Annotated in this window: 22 protein-coding genes, 1 tRNA gene and 1 pseudogene; 12 read left to right on the top strand and 12 right to left on the bottom strand. The window is 72.4% G+C overall.

Annotated features, from left to right (window positions below; translation table 11 throughout):
• Nucleotides 1-20: 20 nt before the first annotated feature.
• The 8 genes from ACQXVK_RS02505 to ACQXVK_RS02470 all read right to left on the bottom strand — a co-directional run bounded on the left by ACQXVK_RS02505 (nt 21) and on the right by ACQXVK_RS02470 (nt 7,466).
• Nucleotides 21-932: a hypothetical protein gene (locus tag ACQXVK_RS02505; RefSeq protein WP_430852558.1), complete on the bottom strand. Its 912-nt coding sequence runs from the start codon at nt 930-932 to the stop codon at nt 21-23.
• 11 nt (nt 933-943) lie between these two features.
• On the bottom strand, nt 944-2,563 hold the full coding sequence (gene pgm, locus ACQXVK_RS02500; protein WP_430852557.1) for a phosphoglucomutase (alpha-D-glucose-1,6-bisphosphate-dependent): 1,620 nt from the start codon (nt 2,561-2,563) through the stop codon (nt 944-946).
• Between the two features lie 153 nt (nt 2,564-2,716).
• Nucleotides 2,717-2,956 (bottom strand): hypothetical protein, encoded by a 240-nt coding sequence (locus tag ACQXVK_RS02495; RefSeq protein ID WP_430852555.1) that lies wholly within the window; start codon nt 2,954-2,956, stop codon nt 2,717-2,719.
• Nucleotides 2,957-3,094: 138 nt separating this feature from the next.
• Nucleotides 3,095-3,757 (bottom strand): class I SAM-dependent methyltransferase, encoded by a 663-nt coding sequence (locus ACQXVK_RS02490; protein WP_430852553.1) that lies wholly within the window; start codon nt 3,755-3,757, stop codon nt 3,095-3,097.
• Nucleotides 3,754-4,389 (bottom strand): TIGR04282 family arsenosugar biosynthesis glycosyltransferase, encoded by a 636-nt coding sequence (locus ACQXVK_RS02485; RefSeq protein ID WP_430852552.1) that lies wholly within the window; start codon nt 4,387-4,389, stop codon nt 3,754-3,756. The genes ACQXVK_RS02490 and ACQXVK_RS02485 overlap by 4 nt, the downstream gene beginning before the upstream one ends.
• Nucleotides 4,386-5,132, bottom strand: coding sequence for a glycosyltransferase family 2 protein (locus ACQXVK_RS02480; protein WP_042724013.1), 747 nt, complete (start codon nt 5,130-5,132; stop codon nt 4,386-4,388). Before ACQXVK_RS02480 ends, ACQXVK_RS02485 begins: the two co-directional genes overlap by 4 nt.
• 361 nt (nt 5,133-5,493) lie before the next feature.
• A complete protein-coding gene (locus ACQXVK_RS02475; RefSeq protein ID WP_430852550.1) occupies nt 5,494-6,564 on the bottom strand; it encodes an NAD-dependent epimerase/dehydratase family protein in 1,071 nt (356 codons plus the stop codon).
• Entirely contained in the window at nt 6,561-7,466 is a 906-nt protein-coding gene (locus tag ACQXVK_RS02470; protein WP_402264946.1) for an MTAP family purine nucleoside phosphorylase, read from the bottom strand. The genes ACQXVK_RS02475 and ACQXVK_RS02470 overlap by 4 nt, the downstream gene beginning before the upstream one ends.
• A gap of 119 nt (nt 7,467-7,585) precedes the next feature.
• On the opposite strand from ACQXVK_RS02470, the gene ACQXVK_RS02465 reads away from it, so the two are divergent.
• From ACQXVK_RS02465 to ACQXVK_RS02435, 7 genes and pseudogenes are all read left to right on the top strand, one after another.
• Nucleotides 7,586-8,815: a molybdopterin molybdotransferase MoeA gene (locus ACQXVK_RS02465; RefSeq protein ID WP_430852549.1), complete on the top strand. Its 1,230-nt coding sequence runs from the start codon at nt 7,586-7,588 to the stop codon at nt 8,813-8,815.
• A gap of 11 nt (nt 8,816-8,826) precedes the next feature.
• Nucleotides 8,827-9,318 carry a cyclic pyranopterin monophosphate synthase MoaC gene (gene moaC, locus ACQXVK_RS02460; protein ID WP_430852755.1) on the top strand — a complete coding sequence of 164 codons (492 nt, stop codon included), beginning with the start codon at nt 8,827-8,829 and terminating at the stop codon, nt 9,316-9,318.
• Nucleotides 9,315-9,824, top strand: coding sequence for a MogA/MoaB family molybdenum cofactor biosynthesis protein (locus tag ACQXVK_RS02455; protein WP_031263059.1), 510 nt, complete (start codon nt 9,315-9,317; stop codon nt 9,822-9,824). Before moaC ends, ACQXVK_RS02455 begins: the two co-directional genes overlap by 4 nt.
• On the top strand, nt 9,821-10,264 hold the full coding sequence (locus ACQXVK_RS02450; RefSeq protein ID WP_031263058.1) for a molybdenum cofactor biosynthesis protein MoaE: 444 nt from the start codon (nt 9,821-9,823) through the stop codon (nt 10,262-10,264). The genes ACQXVK_RS02455 and ACQXVK_RS02450 overlap by 4 nt, the downstream gene beginning before the upstream one ends.
• A 103-nt stretch (nt 10,265-10,367) precedes the next feature.
• On the top strand, nt 10,368-10,766 hold the full coding sequence (locus ACQXVK_RS02445) for a PLDc N-terminal domain-containing protein (RefSeq protein WP_402264932.1): 399 nt from the start codon (nt 10,368-10,370) through the stop codon (nt 10,764-10,766).
• 529 nt (nt 10,767-11,295) lie between these two features.
• Nucleotides 11,296-11,764: pseudogene (locus tag ACQXVK_RS02440) on the top strand (ATP-binding cassette domain-containing protein); the annotation flags it as partial.
• Between the two features lie 56 nt (nt 11,765-11,820).
• Nucleotides 11,821-13,167: an ABC-F family ATP-binding cassette domain-containing protein gene (locus ACQXVK_RS02435; RefSeq protein ID WP_430852754.1), complete on the top strand. Its 1,347-nt coding sequence runs from the start codon at nt 11,821-11,823 to the stop codon at nt 13,165-13,167.
• A gap of 6 nt (nt 13,168-13,173) precedes the next feature.
• On the opposite strand, the gene ACQXVK_RS02430 is transcribed toward ACQXVK_RS02435, so the two are convergent.
• Together ACQXVK_RS02430 and ACQXVK_RS02425 are read right to left on the bottom strand one after the other, a co-directional pair.
• Nucleotides 13,174-13,614: a VOC family protein gene (locus tag ACQXVK_RS02430; protein WP_022908104.1), complete on the bottom strand. Its 441-nt coding sequence runs from the start codon at nt 13,612-13,614 to the stop codon at nt 13,174-13,176.
• Between the two features lie 38 nt (nt 13,615-13,652).
• Nucleotides 13,653-14,147, bottom strand: a complete 495-nt coding sequence (locus ACQXVK_RS02425; protein WP_416393673.1) for a MarR family winged helix-turn-helix transcriptional regulator — start codon at nt 14,145-14,147, stop codon at nt 13,653-13,655.
• A gap of 79 nt (nt 14,148-14,226) precedes the next feature.
• Between ACQXVK_RS02425 and ACQXVK_RS02420 the strand changes: the two genes are divergently transcribed.
• Nucleotides 14,227-14,298, top strand: a tRNA-Gln gene (locus ACQXVK_RS02420).
• A 69-nt stretch (nt 14,299-14,367) separates the two neighbouring features.
• On the opposite strand, the gene ACQXVK_RS02415 is transcribed toward ACQXVK_RS02420, so the two are convergent.
• Nucleotides 14,368-14,979, bottom strand: coding sequence for a TetR/AcrR family transcriptional regulator (locus tag ACQXVK_RS02415; protein ID WP_430852548.1), 612 nt, complete (start codon nt 14,977-14,979; stop codon nt 14,368-14,370).
• Nucleotides 14,980-15,067: 88 nt separating this feature from the next.
• On the opposite strand from ACQXVK_RS02415, the gene ACQXVK_RS02410 reads away from it, so the two are divergent.
• Nucleotides 15,068-16,066 carry an NADP-dependent oxidoreductase gene (locus ACQXVK_RS02410; RefSeq protein ID WP_402265701.1) on the top strand — a complete coding sequence of 333 codons (999 nt, stop codon included), beginning with the start codon at nt 15,068-15,070 and terminating at the stop codon, nt 16,064-16,066.
• Nucleotides 16,067-16,103: 37 nt separating this feature from the next.
• Here the strand turns inward: ACQXVK_RS02410 and ACQXVK_RS02405 are convergent, their stop codons facing one another.
• Entirely contained in the window at nt 16,104-18,377 is a 2,274-nt protein-coding gene (locus tag ACQXVK_RS02405; protein ID WP_430852547.1) for a helix-turn-helix domain-containing protein, read from the bottom strand.
• Nucleotides 18,378-18,522: 145 nt separating this feature from the next.
• Here ACQXVK_RS02405 and ACQXVK_RS02400 point away from each other — a divergent pair, with 145 nt between their 5' ends.
• The 3 genes from ACQXVK_RS02400 (at nt 18,523) to ACQXVK_RS02390 (ending at nt 21,080) form a co-directional block, all read left to right on the top strand.
• Complete coding sequence (locus tag ACQXVK_RS02400; protein ID WP_402264919.1) at nt 18,523-19,248, top strand: alpha/beta fold hydrolase; 726 nt, start codon at nt 18,523-18,525, stop codon at nt 19,246-19,248.
• Between the two features lie 47 nt (nt 19,249-19,295).
• Complete coding sequence (locus ACQXVK_RS02395) at nt 19,296-20,132, top strand: alpha/beta fold hydrolase (protein ID WP_430852546.1); 837 nt, start codon at nt 19,296-19,298, stop codon at nt 20,130-20,132.
• Nucleotides 20,133-20,252: 120 nt separating this feature from the next.
• On the top strand, nt 20,253-21,080 hold the full coding sequence (locus tag ACQXVK_RS02390) for a formate/nitrite transporter family protein (protein WP_402264914.1): 828 nt from the start codon (nt 20,253-20,255) through the stop codon (nt 21,078-21,080).
• Nucleotides 21,081-21,094: the final 14 nt, after the last annotated feature.

Here is a 21,094-nt window from a genome sequence, read left to right as displayed (position 1 = left end):
CCGCGGGTGGAGGACGTCCGTCAGACTGCTGCGGCCGCCTGCTCGAGCGCCGCGCCGAACCGCTCGTCGACCTCGATCCGCATGGCGCCCGTCTCGCCGTCGAAGCCCGACACGGCGCTGACCTCGCCGTGGCGCGAGAAGTAGAGCAGCGGACTGAGCACCCCGCCGGGCGGTCCGTGCCCACCGTCGGCGAGCACCTGCACGACCAGGCCGGCGAGGGTCTGCACCGCGGTGATGCTCGACGCGTCACGGATGGGGACGGCGAGCAGGAGGTGTCGGTGCGGGACCGCGAACACGGTGCCGAAGCCGGCCGCGCCGAACAGCGCGGGCAGGTTCACGGCCTTCGAGGCCACGAACAGGGACTCGCCCTCGACGAGGAACACGCCCGGAGCGATCTCGGCGTGCTCGTCCACCGGCTCGTCGTCGGTGTTGAGCTGCCCGAGGGCGAAGAGCTCGTCGGTGCCGAGGGGCAGCCGGAGCAGCGTCGGACCCGACAGCGTGCTCACCATGGTGGGGTAGTCGACGCACAACCCGAGCACCAGCCCGGGCGCGAACGGCCTGGCGTAGTCGAGGTCGGTCGGGTCGGACGCGACACCGGTGTGCTCGGACAGGATCCGGAGCCGGATGCGCTGCCGCAGTTCGTCCGCGCTGAGGTCTTCTACCGCCGGCTCGCTGTACGCCTGGATCATGCGGTCGAAGTGCTCGGCCACCATGTCCGCCTGCACGGACGGGGACTCGCCGTGCACCTGCGACGCGAGGTTCTCGAGCAGGAAGACCCGGCCGTCGGTGCCGACCAGCCGTGGTTGCTCGCCGACCGGCGCCTCGACGGTGGTCTCCATGCCCCGCTCGGCGAGGGCCCGTTGCGCCAGCGCGACGAGGGACGGGGCGTGTCCGTCACGCCCGTCGTCCTGCTTCCGGCCGAACCACCCCATCCGCTGGGACCTCAGGCCCCGAGTGCGGCGTCGACGATCTCCTTGGCCTCACGCTGCACCTGTTCGAGGTGCTCCTGTCCGACGAAGCTCTCGGCGTAGATCTTGTAGACGTCCTCGGTGCCGGAGGGCCGCGCTGCGAACCACGCCTTGTCGGTGACGACCTTCACGCCGCCGACGGCAGCGTCGTTGCCCGGCGCCTTCGACAGCTTCGCGGTGATCGGGTCACCGGCGAGTGTCTCGGCGGTGATGGCGTCGCCGTCGAGCTTCGACAGGCGGGCCTTCTGCTCCTTGGTCGCCGCGGCGTCGACGCGCTGGTAGACCGGAGCGCCGAAGCGCTCGGTCAGCTCGTCGTAGAGCTGCGACGGGGTCTTGCCGGTGACCGCGATGATCTCGGACGCCAGGAGCGCCAGGATGATGCCGTCCTTGTCGGTGGTCCAGGCGGTGCCGTCCATGCGGAGGAACGACGCACCTGCGGACTCTTCGCCGCCGAACGCCACGGACCCGTCGATGAGCCCCGGCACGAACCACTTGAAGCCGACCGGGACCTCCCACAGGCGACGCCCGAGGGACTCTGCGACGCGGTCGATGATGCTCGAGGACACGAGGGTCTTGCCGATCGCGGCGTCGTCGCGCCAGGCGGGCCGGTGCGCGTACAGGTACTCGATCGCGACCGCGAGGTAGTGGTTCGGGTTCATCAGGCCGCCGTCGGGCGTGACGATGCCGTGCCGGTCGGAGTCGGCGTCGTTGCCGGTGAGGACGTCGTACTCGTCCTTGCGCGCGACGACCGAGGCCATGGCGCTCGGGCTGGACGGGTCCATCCGGACCTTGCCGTCCCAGTCGAGCGTCATGAAGGACCAGGTGGGGTCGACGTCGGGGTTGACCACCGTGAGGTCGAGCCCGTAGTGGTCGCGGATGCGGTTCCAGTACGGCAGGGACGCGCCACCGAGGGGGTCGGCCCCGATCGTGACGCCGGCACGCTTGATGGCGTCGATGTCGATGATGTTCGCCAGGTCGGCGACGTACGCGCCGAGGAAGTCGTAGCGGTCGGGCGACGCCTGCTCGGTGCGGCGCACCTCGGTGTTGCCGCCGGCGATGATCGCGTTCGCGCGTTCGGCGATCCAGCTCGTCGCGTCGCTGTCGGCCGGGCCGCCGTGCGGCGGGTTGTACTTGAAGCCGCCGTCGCGGGGCGGGTTGTGGCTCGGCGTGATGACGATGCCGTCCGCCGTGTCCGGGTTGCCGGCGCGGTTGTACGCGATGATCGCGTGGCTGAGCGCCGGGGTGGGGACGTAGCCGTTCTCGCTGTCGGCGAGGACGTGCACGCCGTTGGCGGCCAGCACCTCGAGCGCGGTGCGTTCCGCGGGGCCGGACAGTGCGTGCGTGTCACGACCGATGAACAGCGGTCCGTCGGTGCCCTGCGCGGTGCGGTACTCGACGATCGCCTGCGTGATCGCGGCGATGTGCGTGTCGTTGAACGCCGAGTCCAGCGAGGACCCGCGGTGGCCCGAGGTGCCGAAGACGACCTTCTGCTCGGGGACGGAGACGTCCGGGACCCGCTCGTGGTACGCGGCGATGAGGGCGTCGAGGTCGACGAGGTCGTCTGCAGTGGCAGGGGTGCCGGCGCGGTCGTTCATGCGTCCATCCTGGCATCGCACCGGTCGGCACGCCCAGGAACGTGACGCCTGTGGACGGCGGAGGTGCCTGTGGACGAGGAGCGAGCGGCCGTCCCACCGCGGAAGAAAGGGGGACTTCCCGGGGGGACGACCGCTCGCGGTCTGGAGGCGGCGTCAGGCCGTGCGGAACGAACCCGTCGCGGTGCGCAGCGAGCCGGTGGCCGTGCGCGTCGAGGACGTCGCGGTGCCCGGACGGCGGAACTGCGTGTCGACGAACCGGCCGAGCGCGCGCCCGGTCCCGGTGAAGGTACCGATCGGGCGCCATGCGGCCTGGACCGCGTAGCCACCGAGCTCGTCGCGGTGTTCGAGGCCGGACACGTACGCGCCGCCCAGGGGGTTCTGACGGTTCTGCATGGATGCTCCTCGTCGTCGTGCCGAGGATCGTCGGTCACCGGGCCGGCGACCGCGACGCCGTCGGCTGGAACCCCCACACTACGCGCTTCTTTTGCATGAAGCAAAAAAAGGATTGCTCAGGCGAGCCGCCCACATCGCTCAGGCCACCAGCTCGCAGAAGGTCCGACCCTCGGCCGTCCAGCTCTGCTTCGCGACGAGGCCGACCGCCTCGGCGTGGTCGAGCAGGGCGTCGACCCCGACCTCGGCCCACGGGAAGCCGGCGCTCTCGTGGCCGTCGGCATCCACCACGCGAGCGGTGTACACCCGGTCCGCGGTGTGGTCGACGTGGGTCTCGACGATGATCCTGCCGCCGTCGCGCACGATCTCGCGGCACCGGGCGAGCAGTGCCGCCGGGTCGCCGCCGATGCCGATGTTGCCGTCGATCACGAGCGCGGTGTCCCAGTGGCCCTCGTCGGGGACGGCGTCGAAGACCGACCCCTGGATCGCCGTGCCGCCGGAGCGTCGTGCGATCGCGACGGCGTCGGCGGAGACGTCCACGCCGAGGGACGGGATCCCGAGGGTGCGCGCGGCGACCAGCATCCGGCCGGGCCCGCACCCGATGTCGATCACCGGACCGTCGGCGCCGTCGAGGAGGGACCGGTCGATCCGGTCCGCCGCCGCACTCCAGCGGCCGACGTCGAGCGTCACCGCCCGGTCCGGTCGGGACGTGTCGGTGAGTCGGATCCGGCCGTCGGTGCGGAGGGCGCGAGCGTAGGGCTCGCCGCCGCCGGCGCCGAAGGAGACGGGTGCGTGCATGGTCATCGGAGGCTCCCCACCGTCTCGGCGTGCAGTGCGGTGGCGAACCCGGAGTCGGGCACGAGTGCCGCGACGCGCTCGGCGTCCGGCACGGTGTCGACGTCGAGCAGGACCCCGAGGGTGCCGACGTCGAGGCCGGCGTCCGTCAGGCGACGGAACTGGACCGCGCCGGTGTCGTCCTGGGACATCGGCACGCCGCGGAGGTGCGCGCCGTCCGGGTCCCGCAGGTAGAGGGACCAGAAGCCGCCGTCCTCGGCCGGGCCGAACCAGGCGTCCCGTTCGGGGTCGTCGAAGACCGGGGCGAGGTCGGCCGGACCGATCTGCGGCGTGTCCATGCCGACGAGCAGGGTCGGGCCGTCCACCGCGTCGAACAGCGCACCGAGGCGCTCGTCGAGCCCGCCAGTCGTCTGGTGGATGACGTCGAAGCCCTCGGCGCCGTCCGGCAGCACCGTGCCGTCGTAGAAGAGCACCCGGCGGGCGGCCGGCAGGGCACGGACCGTCGCGAGCGTGTCGGCGAGGCTCGCGGCGGCGACGCGCGCGGCCCCCTCGGGGGTGAGTGCCGGCGTCAGACGGGTCTTCACCCGGCCCGGGAGGCACTCCTTCGCGACCACCGCGACGGTGATGTCGGACGTCGTCATGAGTGGACCTCCTCGGTCTCGACGGGACCGGCCACGTGGCGGACCGGAGCCGGGGCGACCACGGTGGGTCGCGCCTCCCGGCGGTACTCGCGCAGCAGACGCGACATGTCCTTGACGGCGTTGACGGTGCCGCGCAGCGTGCCCGTGACCTTGCTGTCGCCGATGCGCTGGGCGTAGCCGATGTCGGACTCGTCGACGCGCCACCCGGCGGCGTGCGCGGCGAGGACCATCTCGAGCGGGTAGCCGCTGCGGCGGTCGCGGAGGTCCAGTGCGACCAGGTCCTCGCGGCGCATCACCCGCATCGGGCCGAGGTCGCGGAGTCGGTAGCCGGTCGCGCGGCGCATCAGGACGGCGAGCACGCGGTTCGCGAAGCGGGCGTGCGGGGCCCATGCGCCCGGCGTCGTGGGGACGCGGCGTCCGAGCGCCAGGTCGGTGTGGCCCGTCGCCACGCGGGCGACGAGCGGGACGAGTTCGGCGGGGTCCATCGAGGCGTCGGCGTCGCAGAAGGCCACGTACTCGGCCGTGGCGGCGGCGACCCCGGCGGCGCAGGCCGACCCGAAGCCGCGGACCGGTTCGGTCACGACGAGGGCGCCGTGGGCACGGGCGACGTCGGCCGATCCGTCGGTGGAGCCGTTGTCGACGACGATCGCGCGGTAGCCACGCGGGAGCCGACCCAGGACCTCGGGGAGGGCGTCTGCCTCGTCGAGACAGGGGAGGATCACGTCGACGTTCATGTCGGCCATTCGGTGCGGGTCGACGGAACGACTGGTCGCGGGGTCTGCCGCGCGCGTCGGCGGTGTCGGGCGGTCGGTCTCGTCGGCCGGCTGTCGTTCCATACCCTCGACACAACACGAGATCGATCGGCGGGGTACAGGTTCGGCGTCCCCCGGTGGACGATCCGCGCACTCGCGAGGGTCGGGTACCCCCGGGTGGGGGACACGGCGGTCCGGCGTCCGGCGGACGGGTGCGGGCGCGTCGACGTGGTGGCGAGGGCCTGGAGGCGCGGTGCCGGTCCCCGGGACCGGCACCGCGCCTCCATGCGGTCACGCGTCGTGCGCTCGCCGGCTCGTCCGCTCGCTCGCCGGTTCAGGGTGGTGGTGGCGGCTACCGCACCGCCGCGCGCAGCGGCGCCGACTGGAACTCCCGCATGCCGCGCTCGAAGTCGACCTCGGCACGCCACCCGAGCTCGGCGGCGATCCGGTCCGACGACGCCGTGACGTGCCGGACGTCCCCGAGCCGGTACTCGCCGGTGACGACCGGCTGGGGACCCTCGGGCCCGGCGATCGCGGCGGCCATCTCCCCGATCGTGTGCACGATGCCGGACCCGACGTTGTACGCCCGGAACGTCTCGGCGGGCAGGTCCGCCGTCGCGGCGATCGATGCGGCGTTCGCCCCTGCGACGTCGTCGACGTGCACGAAGTCGCGCCGCTGGCGGCCGTCCTCGAAGACGCGCGGCGCCTCGCCCCGGGCGAGTGCCGACCGGAACAGCGAGGCGACCCCGGCGTACGGGGTGTTCGCGGGCATGCCCGGACCGTAGACGTTGTGGTAGCGGAGCGCGATCGCCCGACCACCGGTCGCTCGCGACCACGAGGACGCGAGGTGCTCCTGCGCCACCTTCGTCTGCGCGTAGACGTTGCGCGGGTCGAGCGCTGCCGACTCGTCGATCAGCCCAGGCAGGAGCGGCTTGCCGTCCGGTCCGATCGGGTCGAACTCCCCGGCGTCGAGGTCGGCGCGACGACGGGCCGGCGGGCGCACGGGCCCGCCGGACGCCGTCGTGTAGGCGCCTTCGCCGTAGACGACCATCGAGCTGGCGACCACGAGGCGGCCGATGCCGTGGCGGTCCATGCCGGCGAGGACATGCGCGGTGCCGGCGTCGTTCGACGAGACGTAGTCGGGGGCGTCCTGGAAGTCGACGCCCAGTCCGACCTTGGCGGCCTGGTGGCAGACCACGTCGACCCCGTCGAGGGCTGCATCGAGGCTGATCCGGTCGCGGACGTCGCCGTGCACGAACTCGATGCCCTGCTGCTGGTGCGCGGTGACGATCTCCGCGGGGTCGCCGTGGACGTCGTCGCGGAGGGAGTCGAGCACGCGCACCTCGTGGCCGTCGGCCAGGGCCCGGCGGACGATCGCGGACCCGATGAAGCCGGCGCCGCCGGTGACGAGCAGGCGGGTCACGCGGAGGCCTCCGTGGTCGCTGCTGCGGGCCGTGCGCTCGTCATCGCGCTCGCGCTCGCCGCGGCCGGGACGAGCTCCCGGGGGGTGTAGTCGTCCGGGATAGCCGCGACGATCGAACCGATCGCACGGACGATCACCTCGTTCGCCCGGGCCAGGCGCTCCATCACCATGCCGTGGGTGACCGGTGCCTCGCCGGTTCCGGCGGTGGCCTGCGCCTCTGCCTCGGCCTCGGACGGGGCCAGGCCAGCGTCGGCGTCGGTCACGAACGAGAGGTTCACCGTCCCGATGCCGAGCTCGGCCGCGAGGGGGACCTCGGGCGTCATCGTCATGTTGATCGTGTGGCCGCCGGCCTCGCGCATCCAGATGGACTCCGCACGCGTCGAGAACCGTGGCCCCTGGATCACCACGCACGTGCCCGTCGGCCGGAAGGGCACGTCGAGGCGCTCGATCGCACCGATCGCGACGCGTCGGAGCACCGGGTCGAACGGGTCCGCGAAGGAGAGGTGCTGCACGGCGTCCTCGAAGAACGTGTCCGCTCGGCCCCACGTCCGGTCGATGAGCTGGTCGGTGACGACGAACGTCCCGGGGGCGTAGTCGGGGTGCAGGCCACCGACCGCACTGGACGACACCACGGCACGGACGCCGAGCGAGCGCAGTGCCCACAGGTTCGCCCGGTGGTTGATGCGGTGCGGCGCCACGGAGTGCTCGCGGCCGTGCCGGGTGAGGAACGCCACCCGCTTGCCGGACATGGTCCCGATGCTGATCGGGCTCGACGTGGCGCCGAACGGGGTGTCGACGTCGACCTCGTCCGCGGTGCCGGGCTCGAACAGCTCGTAGAGTCCCGAACCGCCGATCACCCCGATGCCCACACGCGTCTCGTCCACAGCTCCGGTCGTGGTCACGTCGTTCTCCACAGGTCCTCCGAATGATCCTCGGCGCGTTCTGCGCGCTCGTTACGCTACTGGGACCGCCCTCGGTCGAACCGGGAGCGGGCACACATCTCACCTGTTCGGAGGCGCACGTGCGAACGATCGGTCAGCACCGCGACGAGATCGCCGCCCTGGTCGCGCCGGTCCTGTCCGGCAGGCGTACGTCCGTCCCGGAGGCGCGGGACGTCGACGACCTCGCCACCGGTGCCGGCAGCGGTCGGGGCTACCGCGTGCTGGCACGTGCGGTCGTCGCACCCGTGCCGCTCCCGCCGTTCGACAACAGCCAGATGGACGGCTTCGCCGTCCGCGCCGCCGACGCCGGTCGTGTGCTGCGGGTGGTCGAGCCCGTCCCCGCGGGGGTCGTCCCCGCTCCGCTGGACCCCGGGACCGCGGCGCCCATCATGACCGGAGCGCGGATCCCGGACGGCGCCGACGCGGTCTTCCCGGTCGAGGCGACGGGACCCGGCTCCTTCCCGGCCGCGCTGTCCCTGACCGAGGTCACGGTGCCGGACGACCTCGCCGCGGGGACGTTCGTGCGCGGGACCGGCACGGACCTCGCGCGCGGCGGCGGACTCGCACCGGCCGGCACCGCCGTGACGCCCGCACTGCTCGGCACGCTGGCGTCCGCCGGGGTCACCGCGGTCGACCTCGTGCGGCGGCTGCGGGTGCTCGTCGTCTCCACCGGGTCGGAGCTCCGCGGCGCCGGTGACGCCACGATCGGCGACGCGAACGGCATCGCCCTGCGGGCCGCCCTCGCCCAGGTCGGGGTCGAGACGCGGGCGGTCCGTGTGCCGGACGACGTCCCCGCGTTCACGGGTGCCCTCGACGAGGCGGTGGGGGACTGGGCCGACCTCGTCCTCACCACCGGCGGGATCAGCGCCGGCGCGTACGAGGTCGTGCGGCAGGCCCTCGAACCGCGCGGCCTCGTGGTCACCCCGGTCGCCGTGCAGCCCGGCGGCCCCCAGGCGTCCGGCACGGTCGAGCTCACGGGCCGGGACGTTCCGGTGGTCTCGTTCCCGGGCAACCCCGTCTCGGCGCTCGTCTCGTTCGAGCTGTTCCTCCGGCCGCTCCTCGCCGAAGACGCCGGCCTGCCCGACGACCGGCCGGCGCAGGAGCTCCCCGCAGCCGAGTCGGCGACCTCGCCGTCCACCAAGCACCAGGTCCGCCGCGGCCGGGTCGAGGGCGGCCGCGTGCACTTCGTGGGCGGCCCGAGCTCCCACCTGCTCGCGCACTACGCCGCGGCCACGCACCTCGTCCACGTCCCGGTCGGCACCACCACCGTCGAACCCGGCGACCCCCTGACCGTCTGGAGCCTCCGTTGACCGGCGAACCGATGCCCGACCCGACCCTGCCCGGCGGTGACCTGTCGCACGTCCGCGCCGACGGCACCGCGCACATGGTCGACGTCTCCGAGAAGGACGTCACCGCACGCTCCGCCACCGCCACGGCGACGCTCGTCACCCGTCCCGACGTGGTCGCTCGCATCCTCGACGGATCGCTCCCCAAGGGCGAGGTGATCGGCACCGCCCGGATCGCCGCGATCATGGCCGTGAAGAAGACCTCCGACCTGGTCCCGCTCTGCCACCCGCTGCCGATCGCCGGGGTCGAGGTCGACATCACCGGGGCACAGGACCGCGTCGTCGTCGAGGTGTCCGTGCGCACCACCTCACGGACGGGCGTCGAGATGGAAGCCCTCACCGGCGCGAGCGTCGCAGCACTGACCGTGTACGACATGGTGAAGGCCGTCGACCGCGCGGCCGTGATCACGGACGTCCGGGTGCTCGAGAAGCACGGTGGGCGCTCGGGGGACTGGAGCAACCGATGACCTCGCAGCCGACACGGGGACGAGCGGCCGTGGTGGTGGTGTCCACCCAGGCCTCCGCCGACCCGGCCCTCGACCGGACCGGCCCCGTCATCGCGGGCTGGCTCCGCGAACGCTCCTTCACCGTGACGGAGCCGATCATCGTCCCCGACGGCGGCCCGATCGCCGAGACGGTGTCGGCCGAGCTCCTGTCGGACGCCCGGGTCGTCATCACCACGGGCGGCACCGGCGTCACCCCGACCGACCGCACGCCAGAGGCGATCGCGCCGCTCATCGACCTCGAGCTGCCCGGCATCGCCGAGGAGATCCGCCGCCGTGGGCTCGCCGGCGCCGGCCCCACCGCGCTGCTGAGCCGGGGCGTCGCGGGGATCGCCGGTGGCACCCTGATCGTCGCGCTCCCCGGCTCGCGCGGTGGTGTCGCCGACGGGCTCGGGGTCCTCGACGGCCTGCTCGACCACGTCCTCGCCCAGGTCTCGGGCGAGGGCCACGCACCGCGGAGCGCCTCGTGAACGGCTCCGCCGACGCCCCCGAGCGGGTCGTCCTCGCCGACGTCGTCGACCGGTCCATCACCGTCGACGAGGTCGCCGCCGTCGTCGCCACCGACCAGGACGGCGCGGTCGTCACCTTCGCCGGGGTCGTCCGCGACCACGACGACGGCAAGGGGGTCACCGCCCTCGAGTACGAACGGCACCCGAGCGCCGGCGAGGTCATCGCCGAGGTGGCCCGGACGATCGCCGCCGCCCACCCCGAGGTCCGCATCGCGGTGCTGCACCGCGTCGGCGCGCTCGGCATCGGGGACGTGGCGCTCGCCGCAGCCGTGTCGTCGCCGCACCGTGCCGAGGCCTTCGCTGCCTGTGGGGCCCTCGTCGACCTCGTGAAGGAGCAGGTGCCCATCTGGAAGCACCAGCGGTTCACCGACGGCTCCGACGAGTGGGTCGCCGCCCTCTGATCCGACCCTGTGGGACTCCGCAGCTGACCGTTGCCGGATCGCAACCGCGCCACGCGTTCGGGGCGTAGCGCGGGTTCCGAGCGGATCCATAGAATCCGGGACCATGAGCGTGCTGCTGTACGGGGCCGGTGTGGTCCTGCTGGTCTTCGCCTTGATCGACATCCTCACCAAGGGCGACGACCAGGTCCGTGGACTCCCGAAGTTCGCGTGGGTGCTCCTCGTGGTCCTCGTGCCCGTGGTCGGCAGCATCGTGTGGTTCGCCGTCGGGCACGACTGGGCCCCCGGTGACCGGAACCACGGACGGTACATCGAGCCGAACCGCCACGAGGACCGCTACGCCACGCTCGGTGACGCGCGCAACGCCCACGGTGACAAGCGCGTGAGCGGCACGGAGCAGGAACTCGCCGAGCTCGAGCGCGAGATCGAGTACTGGGAGGCCCAGGCGCGCCTCAAGCGGGCGAAGGAAGCCGCGGGCGAGAGCGACGTCGCGCCGTCGAGCTGACGCGCGCGTCCGGTCGGCGGCGCACGGTGCGCGGTCCGGCGGCCGGTGCGCGGTCCGTCGGCCGGTGCGCGGTGCGTCGGCCGGTGCGAGGTGCGTCGGCCGGTGCGAGGTCCGGCGGCCGGTGCGTGGTCCGGCGGCCGGTGCGAGGTTGACCGCTTCGTGCGGCGCTACAAGCTCGCACCGGGCGGGCAGCGCCGCACCCGCTGGACAACTCCGCACGGTGCGTATCCGGCGGTGTCGGGTCCCGAGCCGGTACGGTGCGCTTCCGGCCGCGCCGTGCGCGACGCGGGCCGGCGTGGGGAGGTGGGTCGCGCCTCCTGGGCGTCGCGCGGTGCGCGGTGCGTCGGCCGGTGCGAGGTTGACCGCTTCGTGCGGTGTTACAAGCTCGCACCGAGCGGGCAGCGCAGCACCCGCTGAGCAACCCCGCACCGTGCGCGCCCGCGCTGCCCCGCCACCCCGCACCGTGCGTGCCCGCGCTCCCTCACCGCCCCCGCACCGACCACCCCGCCGCGCCGCCTACCCTTGACGGGTGGCTCATCTCCTCGGCGCCGAGAACCTCCATCTCGAGTTCCCTACCCGTGTCGTCTTCGACAACGTCACCCTCGGCATCGACGAGGGTGACCGCATCGGCGTCGTCGGCCGGAACGGCGACGGCAAGTCGACCCTCCTCGCCCTGCTGTCCCAGCGCCTCGAGCCGGACGGCGGCCGCGTCACGCACCGCCGCGGGCTGACCGTCGGCTACCTCGACCAGCGGGACATCCTGCCAGCGGGGGAGACCGTCGGCACCGTCGTCGTCGGCGACCTGGCCGAGCACGAGTGGGCGGGCGACCCGAAGATCCGCGACATCATCGGCGGCCTCGTGTCGGACATCCCGTGGGACGTCTCGGTGGACGAGCTGAGCGGTGGGCAGCGGCGTCGCGTGGCGCTCGCGCGGCTGCTCGTCGGCGACTGGGACGTGCTGTTCCTCGACGAGCCGACGAACCACCTCGACGTCGAGGGCATCCAGTGGCTCGCGGAGCACATCAACCGCCGGTGGTCGGCGAACCAGGGCGGCATGGTCGTCGTGACGCACGACCGCTGGTTCCTCGACGCCGTGTCGACCGACACGTGGGAGGTCCACGACGGCGTCGTCGACCCCTTCGAGGGCGGCTACGCGGCGTACATCCTGCAGCGCGTCGAGCGCGACCGGCAGGCCGCCGCGAGCGAGCAGCGCCGGCAGAACCTCGCCCGCAAGGAGCTCGCGTGGCTCCGCCGCGGCGCCCCGGCCCGTACGAGCAAGCCGAAGTTCCGCATCGACGCGGCGAACGCCCTCATCGACGACGTGCCGCCGATCCGCGACACGGTCGCCCTCGCGAAGACGGCCACCGCGCGCCTCGGCAAGGACGTCGTCGACCTGCTCGACGTCAGCGTCTCGTTCGACGGCACCGAGATCCTCGACCGCATCGAGTGGCGGATCGCGCCGGGGGAGCGCACCGGCATCCTCGGTCCGAACGGTGCCGGCAAGTCGACCCTGCTGAGTCTCGTGTCCGGACGGCTCCAGCCCACGAGCGGCCGCGTGAAGACGGGCAAGACCGTGCAGGTCGCGGTGCTCGACCAGCAGCTCGCCGACCTCGCGCAGTTCGCCGACGACCGTGTGCGCGAGGTCGTCGCCCGCAAGAAGACGAGCTACGTGGCCGACGGCAAGGAGATGACGCCGTCGCAGCTCCTCGAACGCCTCGGCTTCACGTCGGCGCAGCTGTCGACGCCGGTCAAGGACCTGAGCGGTGGGCAGAAGCGCCGCCTGCAGCTCATGCTCATCCTGCTCGACGAGCCGAACGTGCTCATCCTCGACGAGCCCACCAACGACCTCGACACCGACATGCTCGCCGCCATGGAGGACCTGCTCGACACCTGGCCGGGCACCCTGCTGGTCGTCTCCCACGACCGGTACCTGCTCGAGCGCGTCACGGACCAGCAGTACGCCGTGCTCGGCGGCCACCTGCGGCACCTGCCGGGTGGCGTCGACGAGTACATGCGGCTCCGTGCGGCCGGCACCGGTGGCGGGACCGCGTCTGCGGCTGCCGCCGCGTCAGCCGGGAGGCCCGACACCGCAGGCGGGACCGGCTCGGCCGGTCCCGTGGCCGGGTCCACGGGGCCGGCCGGTCCGGGCGCGTCCGCTGCGGCCGCCTCCGGCCTGTCCGGCGCAGAGCGGCGGACCGCCGAGAAGGAGATGTCGGCGCTCGACCGGAAGATCGCGAAGGTCGGGGACGACCGGAAGAAGCTGCTCGACCAGTTCGCGACGCACGACCAGTCGGACTACGCGGGTCTCGGGGAGCTCCAGGCGAAGCTCGCGGCGCACGAGGCCGAGATCGAGCAGCTCGAGGAGCGCTGGCTCGAGGTCGCGGAGCAGCTCGGGGTCTGAGACGGTCTACTCGGCCGGCTGTGCCTCCGACGGTGCACCGCCGCCGGGGTTCGCGACGACCTCCCACAGGTGGCCGTCCGGGTCCTGGAAGAAGCCGGACCACATCCCCCACGGGCGCGTGTACGGCGGCGCGAGCATCGTGGCGCCGGCGGCCCGGGCCCGGTCGAGGAACGCCTCGGCGTCGGCCTGGCTCTCGACGAAGTGCCCGATCGTCGCCGCGGGGCCGTCGGCGAGGTCGACACCCGAGTCCTTCACCATGTCGTCGCGGCCGTAGACGCTGACGATGAGCCCGTCGTCGAGGGTGAACATCGCCGTCGTGCCGCCCGCCTCGGTCTCGGTCGACGGGTACTCGGTGCCGATGATCCCGCTGCCCTCGATGCCGAGCAGTGCGCGGTAGAACGCCGCCGATCGTGCGACGTCGGCGACGGCCAGGGTGATCGCGTGCATGGGCCGGAGACTACGCCCGGTCTCGCCGCGGGGACGGCTCAGTCCCCGAGGCCCAGGATGAGCCGACGGAGCAGTCCGGCGAGCTGGTCCTGCTCGTCGTCGGAGACCCCGGCCAGGATGTCCCGCTCGGCCGTCAGCAGGTCGGCGATCGCTGCGTCCACGGCGACCCGGCCCTTCGCCGTCAAGGAGACGAGGATGCCCCGGCCGTCCTTCGGGTCCGTGCGCCGGCCGACCAGCCCGCGCGCCGCGAGCCGGTCCACCCGGTTCGTCATGGTGCCGCTCGACACCAGCGTCTGCTGCAGCAGTGACTTCGGGCTCAGTTCGTACGGCTCGCCCGCCCGCCGCAGCGCCGAGAGGACGTCGAACTCCCACGGCTCCATGGCACCGGCGTCGAACGCGGCACGTCGGGCACGGTCGAGGTGCCGCGCGAGCCGGTCCACGCGGGACAGGACCTCGAGCGGACCGAAGTCCAGGTCGGCGCGCTCGCGACCCCACGCCGCGACGATGCGGTCGACCTCGTCCTCATGCGGCATCTGACCATCTTGGCGGAAGCCGGGGCTGCACGACCAGTCGCCGCGTCGTGGGAGGATGGTCTGGCGCCTCCGTGCGCGTTCCGCCTTGGTGTAATGGCAGCACGACGGCCTTTGGTGCCGTTAGGTCCGGGTTCGAATCCTGGAGGCGGAGCTCGGGGTGGACACTCGTCCCGGTGGCGGTCTCGATCCTCCGCCGCTGGTGGACGCTCCCGGTCGGGGTTCAGGCCCCCCGGACCGGCAGGACGAGGTCGAGGTTCCGGCGGATCGCGTCCAGCACCGCGTCGGTCGGGGCGTCGGTGCGCTCCGGTGACGCCAGGTGCACGAACAGCACCGCGGAGACGGTCTGCGCGAGCACGCGGGCATCGTCGTAGGAGGAGCCGTTCCGTCGGAGGACGTCGGCGCACGCGAGGTCGACCTGCTGGATGAGCTCGAGTCCGCGCTGGTGGAACGGCTCGGTCGGGTCCCCGAAGATCAGTTCCTTCAGGTAGGTGCGGCCGTTGCCGACGTGCCGCCGGTTGCAGACGACGACCGGTTCGATGAGCGCCATGACGGCATCGAGGGTCGTCAGGTCCGAGGTGGAGGCACGGAGCCCCGTCGCGATGGCGTCCTCGTAGTGGGCGTTCTGCACCAGGAGGAGGAGCTCGGCCTTGCTGCGCGCGTAGAGGAACAGCGTGCCCGTGCCGATGTCCGCGGCGTCGGCGATCTGCTGTGTCGTGACCTCGTCGACGCCCATCCGGTCGAACAGGTCGGACGCTGCCGCGGTGATGCGGGCGAGCTTCTCCTGCTTGTTCCGCTCGCGACGGCCGACCGGCGCCGTGTCCGAAGAACTCATGCGGGCATCGTACCGCCTCCCGCATCGCACTCAGTTGCGAGTGTGATCGGAAATGAGTACGCTCAGAAAAATGAGGATGGAGAACACGATGCAGGCGTTCCAGATCGACCGGTACAAGACGCCGATCCACGCGGCGACGGTGAGCGAGCCGACCGTCGGCGCACGTGACGTGCTCGTGCGGGTGCACGCGGCGGGCGTGAACCAGCTCGACGCGAAGATCGCCGACGGCGAGTTCACGGCGCTGTTGCGCTACCGGACGCCGTTGGTCCTCGGGCACGACGTCGCCGGCGTGATCGAGCAGGTGGGGTCGGCCGTCACGAGGTTCGCCGTGGGCGACGCCGTGATGGCACGTGTCCGTGACCACCGGATCGGGACCTTCGCCGAGCGGATCGCGGTCGCCGAGGCGGACCTGGCGCGCAAGCCGACCGCGGTGAGCATGACCGAGGCGGCCTCGCTGCCCCTGGTGGCGCTGACCGCGTGGCAGGCGCTCGTCGAGCGTGCGCACGTCCGGCCCGGACACCGGGTCCTGATCCACGGCGGCTCCGGAGGCTTCGGGTCGATCGCGATCCAGCTCGCCCGGCACCTCGGTGCCCACGTGGCGACGACCGCGAGCGGATCGAACGCCGAGTGGCTCCGCTCGATCGGCGCGGACGAGGTCATCGACTACCGGACGGAGGACTTCGCCGAGCGCCTGTCCGACTTCGACGTCGTGGTCGACACCGTCGGCGGGAAGAACCTCGAGCGTTCACTCACGGTCCTCCGTCGTGGCGGCACCGCCGTCAGCATCGTCGGACCGCCCGACCCGACCTTCGCCGCGGCCGCCGGGCTGAACCCGGTGCTCCGGACGGTGATCGGCGTCATCAGCGCTGCGATCCGACGACGGGCGCGACGACTCGGAGTCGACTACTCGTTCCTCTTCATGCGCGCATCCGGTCCGCAGCTGTCGGAGATCGCCGACCTCGTCGACGCCGGCATCATCCGTCCGGTCGTGGGCCGGGTCTTCCCCTTCGCCGAGACCCCTGCGGCGGTCGAGGCAGCCCGTCGCGGTGGCACCCGCGGCAAGGTCGTCGTCTCCATCGTCGAGTGAGGATCGGAGCCGACCGTCGACCCGCCCGACACGCAGGTCACGGACCGGTCGGCGTCGGACCTCCCGGCACGTCGGAACCGCTCCATCCGGACCGGAGCTTCTCGATCTCGGGGATGACCCCGAGGAGACGGTGCTCCGTCGCGGTCCGGTCGGCGATCTCGAGGTGGACTCCGGCGTCGCCGGAGCGCCCGGTGAGGTGCAACGCGTGGGCGAGCTCGAGGTGTGCGCGAGCGAGGCCGTCGGGGAACTGCGCCGCCGTCGCCTCCTCGATCACCCCGGGCATGGTCTCGAGCGCGTACGCCGGCTGCCCGTCGCGGTTGAGGACCTTCGCGAGGAGGGCCCTCGTGTTCACGCCGGTCACGAGGACGAGGTTCGGCGGGACCGAACCGCTGCGGCGTTCGAGGAGCCCGAGGACGTCCTCGTAGTGCCGGGCCGCGCCGGCGAGGTCGCCGGTGTGCATCAGGAAGTTGGCGATCATCGCGAGCACCTGGGTGGTGCCCTCCTCGTCGCCGGCGCGCGTGAGGTGCTCCATGGCGCGGCTCGCCTCGCGCAGCGCGGCGTCGTGGTCGAGGAGGCGTCCGTGCGCCCAGGCGAGGTAGAACGACGCCCATCCCCGTTCCTTGTCGTCGTCGGTCCGGTCCGCCGCGGCGACGGCGCGTCGGGCGTCGCGCAGGGCGGCGTCGAACTCGCCCTGGGTGAGGTGGAGCCACGCGGCGTAGCCCCGGTGCACGGCGACGTCCCGGTCGGTACCGGATCGCTCGGCGGCGTCGGCCGACGTGAGGAACAGGATCCGCCAGAGGTCCCACGCGGGCCAGGTGTCGGAGAACCAGTGCAGGGCTTCGGCGACGTCGAGCACGAGCCGGTCCTCGCCGAGCGCGAAGGCCTGGGTCACCGCGCTCGCCCACTGCGGGCCCTCGATGCGCAACCACGTCCGAGCCTGTTCGGCGGAGTCGAAGTGGCGTCCGGGGGCGGCGGGATCCGGCTCGCGGTCGGGTTCGAACCACAGTCCGGCGTTCTGCGCGGTGGCGAGCACCCAGTGCCGGAGCGCCCGCCGCTGCCGTGCGGTGGCCGGCTCGTCGCGTCGCGAGAGTGCCGCGGCGAACAGCCGGACGAGGTCGTGGAGCTGGTAGCGGTTCCCGCCGCGGGCCTCGACCAGTCCGAGGTCGGTGAGCTCGTCGAGGCGCTCGGCGGTCTCGTCGACGTCGGCGGTCTCGTCGACGTCGGCGGACGCTGCCGCTGCGGCGAGGTCCGCGTCGAACGTGGCGCCGTCGATGAGCGCGAGGCTGCGGAACAGGTGCTGTGACGCGGCATCGGTGTGGCCGTAGGAGAGCGTCAGGGCCGGCTCGACGGCGAGGTCGCCGGCGACCAGCGCGCGGAGGGGATCGCGCCGCGCGGTCATCGTGTCGAGGAAGTCCCGGACGGTCGAGCGGGGCTGCGCGGCGACGCGGTTCGCGGCGATCCGGAGCGCCAACGGGAGGTCACCGCACGCGCTGGCGAGGGCATCCGCATCGGCGTCGGTGCGTTGCGACGCGGGCACGATCCGACCGATCAGCTGCACGCTCTCGGCGCGGTCGAGCGGTTCGAGGGTGACACGGTGCACGTTCACGAGGCCGGCGAGGCTGCGGCGGGACGTGACGACGACCACGGTGTTCGTCGCGGCGAGCACGGGACGGACCTGCTCCTCGTTCGCAGCGTTGTCCAGGACCACGGCGATCCGCTCCCGAGCCGTGATGCGTCGCCACTCGGTGATGGCCGCGTCGAGTGTCGCGATGTCGCGGATCTCCGACGTCTGCGCGATGAGCGACTGGAGCACGTCGAGGGGCGACAGGGGGAGCGAGTGCATGCCGTTCAGGTCGACGAAGGCGCGCTTGCCGGTGTCGTACCCGTGCCGGCTCAGCGCCTCGAGGGCGAGGGTCGTCTTGCCGACACCGGCGGGCCCGCAGATGACGAGGATCGGCGCAGCGAGGTCAGTGGCGGGACGACCGAGGAACTCGGCGACAGCTCGCATCACGTCGGGTCGACCGGTGAAGTCCGTCACCAGTGCGGGCGCGAGCATCGCGGAGCGGAGCGAGCCGTCAGCCGCGATGCGCGGCGCGCGCGCCAGACGGAGCATCGCCTGCTGCTCGTGTTCGGGGAGCCCGAGCGCGTCGATGAGGGCGGTGAGGGTCCGTCGTTGTGGCGCCGCGCTGATGCCACGCTCGATGTTGCTGATGGTCCGGTCGCTGATCCCGGACGCGTGCGCGAGCGCTTCGAGCGTGAGGCCCGCCGTGAGTCGGTGGCGTCGGAACCGCACACCGAGCGGGTCAGTCATCGGGATCTGTGTCGACGCGGGGTTTCTTCATGCTTTCTTCCTGGTGTCGGGTCCCCGGGTTGCCGTTCCATGAGGTGCAACACCATGGTGCCTGACCGTCCGATCAGAAGCGAGCGGACCGCACCATCGGGGAGGGGACCACACCATGCCATCGCCCACCATCATCCTCGTGCACGGCGCCTTCGCCGACGCCGCCAGCTGGGCCCCGGTCACCCGGGAGCTCCTCGACCGCGGCCACACCGTCATCGTGCCGCCGGTCTACAACCGCAGCCTCGCCGATGACGCCGCCTCCATCCGCGCCGTCGCCGAGGCGGTCGACGGTCCCGTGGTCCTCGCCGGGCACTCCTACGGCGGGGCGGTCGTCACGGTGGCGGGTGCCGCCGAGAACGTCGTCGGACTCGTCTTCGTCGCCGGGTACGTCCTCGAGGAGGGCGAGAGCCTCGGACAGCTGCAGGGCGGCTTCCCGGATTCCGACCTCGCCGCGAACCTCGTGTACACGCCCTACCCGATCGCCGGGGCGGACGACGGCACCGACGTGTCCGTGAAGATCGACGCGTTCCCGCCGGTCTTCGCCGAGGGCGTCGATCCGGGAACCGCGGCGGTCCTCGCGGTGTCGCAGCGCCCGCTGAGCGGTGCGGCGTTCGGCGAACCGGCATCGGTCGCCGCCTGGAAGACCACGCCGGGGTGGGGCATCGTCTCGGCGGACGACCACACGATCAACCCCGACGTCGAACGGTTCGGCTACGAGCGCGCCGGCCTCCGCGGCGTCGTCGAGCTGCCCGCTCCGCACCTGGTGATGCACACCCACCCGGCGGACGTCGCCGACGTCATCGAGACCGCCGTCCGCGAGACCGCCGGCGAACGCGACTGACGACCGAGCACCCACACACCACCACGATCGAACACAGGGAGACGACCATGGGATACGTGACCACCGACGACGGTGCAGAGATCTACTTCAAGGACTGGGGGGACGCCGACGCGCAGCCGATCGTGTTCCACCACGGCTGGCCGCTGTCCTCGGACGACTGGGACGCGCAGATGCTGTACTTCCTGGCCGAGGGCTACCGCGTCATCGCCAGCGACCGTCGGGGCCACGGCCGCTCGTCGCAGATCGGGACCGGGCACGACATGGACCACTACGCGAGCGACGTCTCCGCCGTGGTCGAACACCTCGACCTGCACGACGCGATCCACATCGGCCACTCCACCGGCGGTGGTCAGGTCGCCCGCTACGTCGCCCGGTACGGCCAGCCGCAGGGCCGGGTCGCCAAGGCCGTCCTCGTCGCGGCGGTGCCGCCGCTCATGGTCAAGACCGAGGCCAACCCCGACGGCACCGACATCTCGGTCTTCGACGGGTTCCGCGAGGCACTCGCCGCCAACCGTGCCGAGTTCTTCCAGGCCGTCGCCTCCGGTCCGTTCTACGGCTTCAACCGTGACGGCGTCACGCCGTCCGAGCCGGTGATCGCCAACTGGTGGCGTCAGGGCATGACGGGCAGCGCCCTCGCGCACCTCGAGGGCATCAAGGCCTTCTCGGAGACCGACCAGACCGAGGACCTGCGCGCCATCACCGTTCCCGTCCTCGTCCTGCAGGGCGACGACGACCAGGTCGTGCCGTACGAAGACGCCTCGCTCAAGCAGGCGGAGCTCCTCAGCGACGCGACGCTCAAGATCTACGAGGGCTACCCGCACGGCATGCTGACGACCCACGCCGACGTCGTCAACCCGGACATCCTCGCGTTCCTCCGGAGCTGACGCGGCGCCCGGGGGCCCTTTGCGCCAGGCGCGGTGCGGGTGGAGTCGATCGGCTCACCTGCACCGCGCCTGGCGTCCCAGACGCGGCGACGAGACGGACCGGCGACTACGTTCGGGCAGGTGAACGACGAGCGACGCAGGGAACTGGGCGACAGCGACGCCCCGGTCGAGGACGAGATCCACGAGTCGTTCACCGCGATCGTCGAGGAGGGTGCCGAGCGGCTCCAGCGCACCACACGGGTGGTGCTCACGACGGGCTTCGCCGGCGGCCTCGAGATCGGGCTTGGTGTCATGGGCTACCTCGCGGTGCTGCACGAGACCGACAGCCACCTGCTCGCCGGTCTCGCGTTCAGCGTCGGACTCATCGCCCTGTACCTCGCGCACAGCGAGCTCTTCACCGAGAACTTCCTGCTGCCCATCACCGCGTTGATCGCTCGCGAGGGCACGGTCGGACAGCTGGTCCGGCTGTGGGTCGGCACCCTGCTCAGCAACCTCGCCGGTGGGTGGCTGTTCATGTGGCTCGTCGTCCAGGCGTTCCCGCAGTGGCACACGGTGCTCGAGGAGTCCGCCCGGCACTACGTCGACGCGCCGTTCGGCCTGCAGACCGCCGTGCTCGCGGTGATCGGCGGCAGCACCATCACCCTCGTGACACGGATGCAGCAGGGGACGGACTCCGATCCGGCCAAGATCGTCGCCGCCGTCGTCGGTGGCTTCCTGCTCTCGGGGCTGCAGCTCTTCCACTCGATCCTCGACTCGCTGCTCGTGTTCGGGGCGATCCTGGCGGGGTCGTCGATCACGTACGGTCAGTGGCTCGCGTGGTTCGGGTACACGCTCCTGTTCAACGTGATCGGCGGCGTGGTCCTGGTGACCGCGCTGCGGCTCGTGCGGACCGCGGACCTCCTGCAGCGTCGACGTCACGACGGCACCGGCACCGGCACCGCGAGCTGACAGCGGGGTCGCAC

The organism is Curtobacterium sp. AB451 (assembly GCF_050585845.1).
Classification (GTDB): Bacteria; Actinomycetota; Actinomycetes; order Actinomycetales; family Microbacteriaceae; genus Curtobacterium.
Note: the sequence above shows the minus strand (reverse complement) of the source record. Positions and strands in the feature narration are given on the sequence as shown.

Excerpts from the sequence above, each read along its gene's own strand:
- moaC (WP_430852755.1), top strand. The coding sequence starts at position 8,827 with ATGCCCGACCCGACCCTGCCCGGCGGTGACCTGTCGCACGTCCGCGCC.
- ACQXVK_RS02480 (WP_042724013.1), bottom strand. The coding sequence starts at position 5,132 with ATGGCCGACATGAACGTCGACGTGATCCTCCCCTGTCTCGACGAGGCA.
- ACQXVK_RS02415 (WP_430852548.1), bottom strand. The coding sequence starts at position 14,979 with ATGAGTTCTTCGGACACGGCGCCGGTCGGCCGTCGCGAGCGGAACAAG.
- ACQXVK_RS02405 (WP_430852547.1), bottom strand. The coding sequence starts at position 18,377 with ATGACTGACCCGCTCGGTGTGCGGTTCCGACGCCACCGACTCACGGCG.
- ACQXVK_RS02505 (WP_430852558.1), bottom strand. The coding sequence starts at position 932 with ATGGGGTGGTTCGGCCGGAAGCAGGACGACGGGCGTGACGGACACGCC.
- ACQXVK_RS02485 (WP_430852552.1), bottom strand. The coding sequence starts at position 4,389 with ATGACGACGTCCGACATCACCGTCGCGGTGGTCGCGAAGGAGTGCCTC.
- ACQXVK_RS02455 (WP_031263059.1), top strand. The coding sequence starts at position 9,315 with ATGACCTCGCAGCCGACACGGGGACGAGCGGCCGTGGTGGTGGTGTCC.
- ACQXVK_RS02430 (WP_022908104.1), bottom strand. The coding sequence starts at position 13,614 with ATGCACGCGATCACCCTGGCCGTCGCCGACGTCGCACGATCGGCGGCG.
- ACQXVK_RS02495 (WP_430852555.1), bottom strand. The coding sequence starts at position 2,956 with ATGCAGAACCGTCAGAACCCCCTGGGCGGCGCGTACGTGTCCGGCCTC.
- ACQXVK_RS02395 (WP_430852546.1), top strand. The coding sequence starts at position 19,296 with ATGGGATACGTGACCACCGACGACGGTGCAGAGATCTACTTCAAGGAC.
- ACQXVK_RS02425 (WP_416393673.1), bottom strand. The coding sequence starts at position 14,147 with ATGCCGCATGAGGACGAGGTCGACCGCATCGTCGCGGCGTGGGGTCGC.
- ACQXVK_RS02445 (WP_402264932.1), top strand. The coding sequence starts at position 10,368 with ATGAGCGTGCTGCTGTACGGGGCCGGTGTGGTCCTGCTGGTCTTCGCC.
- ACQXVK_RS02400 (WP_402264919.1), top strand. The coding sequence starts at position 18,523 with ATGCCATCGCCCACCATCATCCTCGTGCACGGCGCCTTCGCCGACGCC.
- ACQXVK_RS02435 (WP_430852754.1), top strand. The coding sequence starts at position 11,821 with ATGGTCGTCGTGACGCACGACCGCTGGTTCCTCGACGCCGTGTCGACC.
- ACQXVK_RS02410 (WP_402265701.1), top strand. The coding sequence starts at position 15,068 with ATGCAGGCGTTCCAGATCGACCGGTACAAGACGCCGATCCACGCGGCG.
- ACQXVK_RS02490 (WP_430852553.1), bottom strand. The coding sequence starts at position 3,757 with ATGACCATGCACGCACCCGTCTCCTTCGGCGCCGGCGGCGGCGAGCCC.
- pgm (WP_430852557.1), bottom strand. The coding sequence starts at position 2,563 with ATGAACGACCGCGCCGGCACCCCTGCCACTGCAGACGACCTCGTCGAC.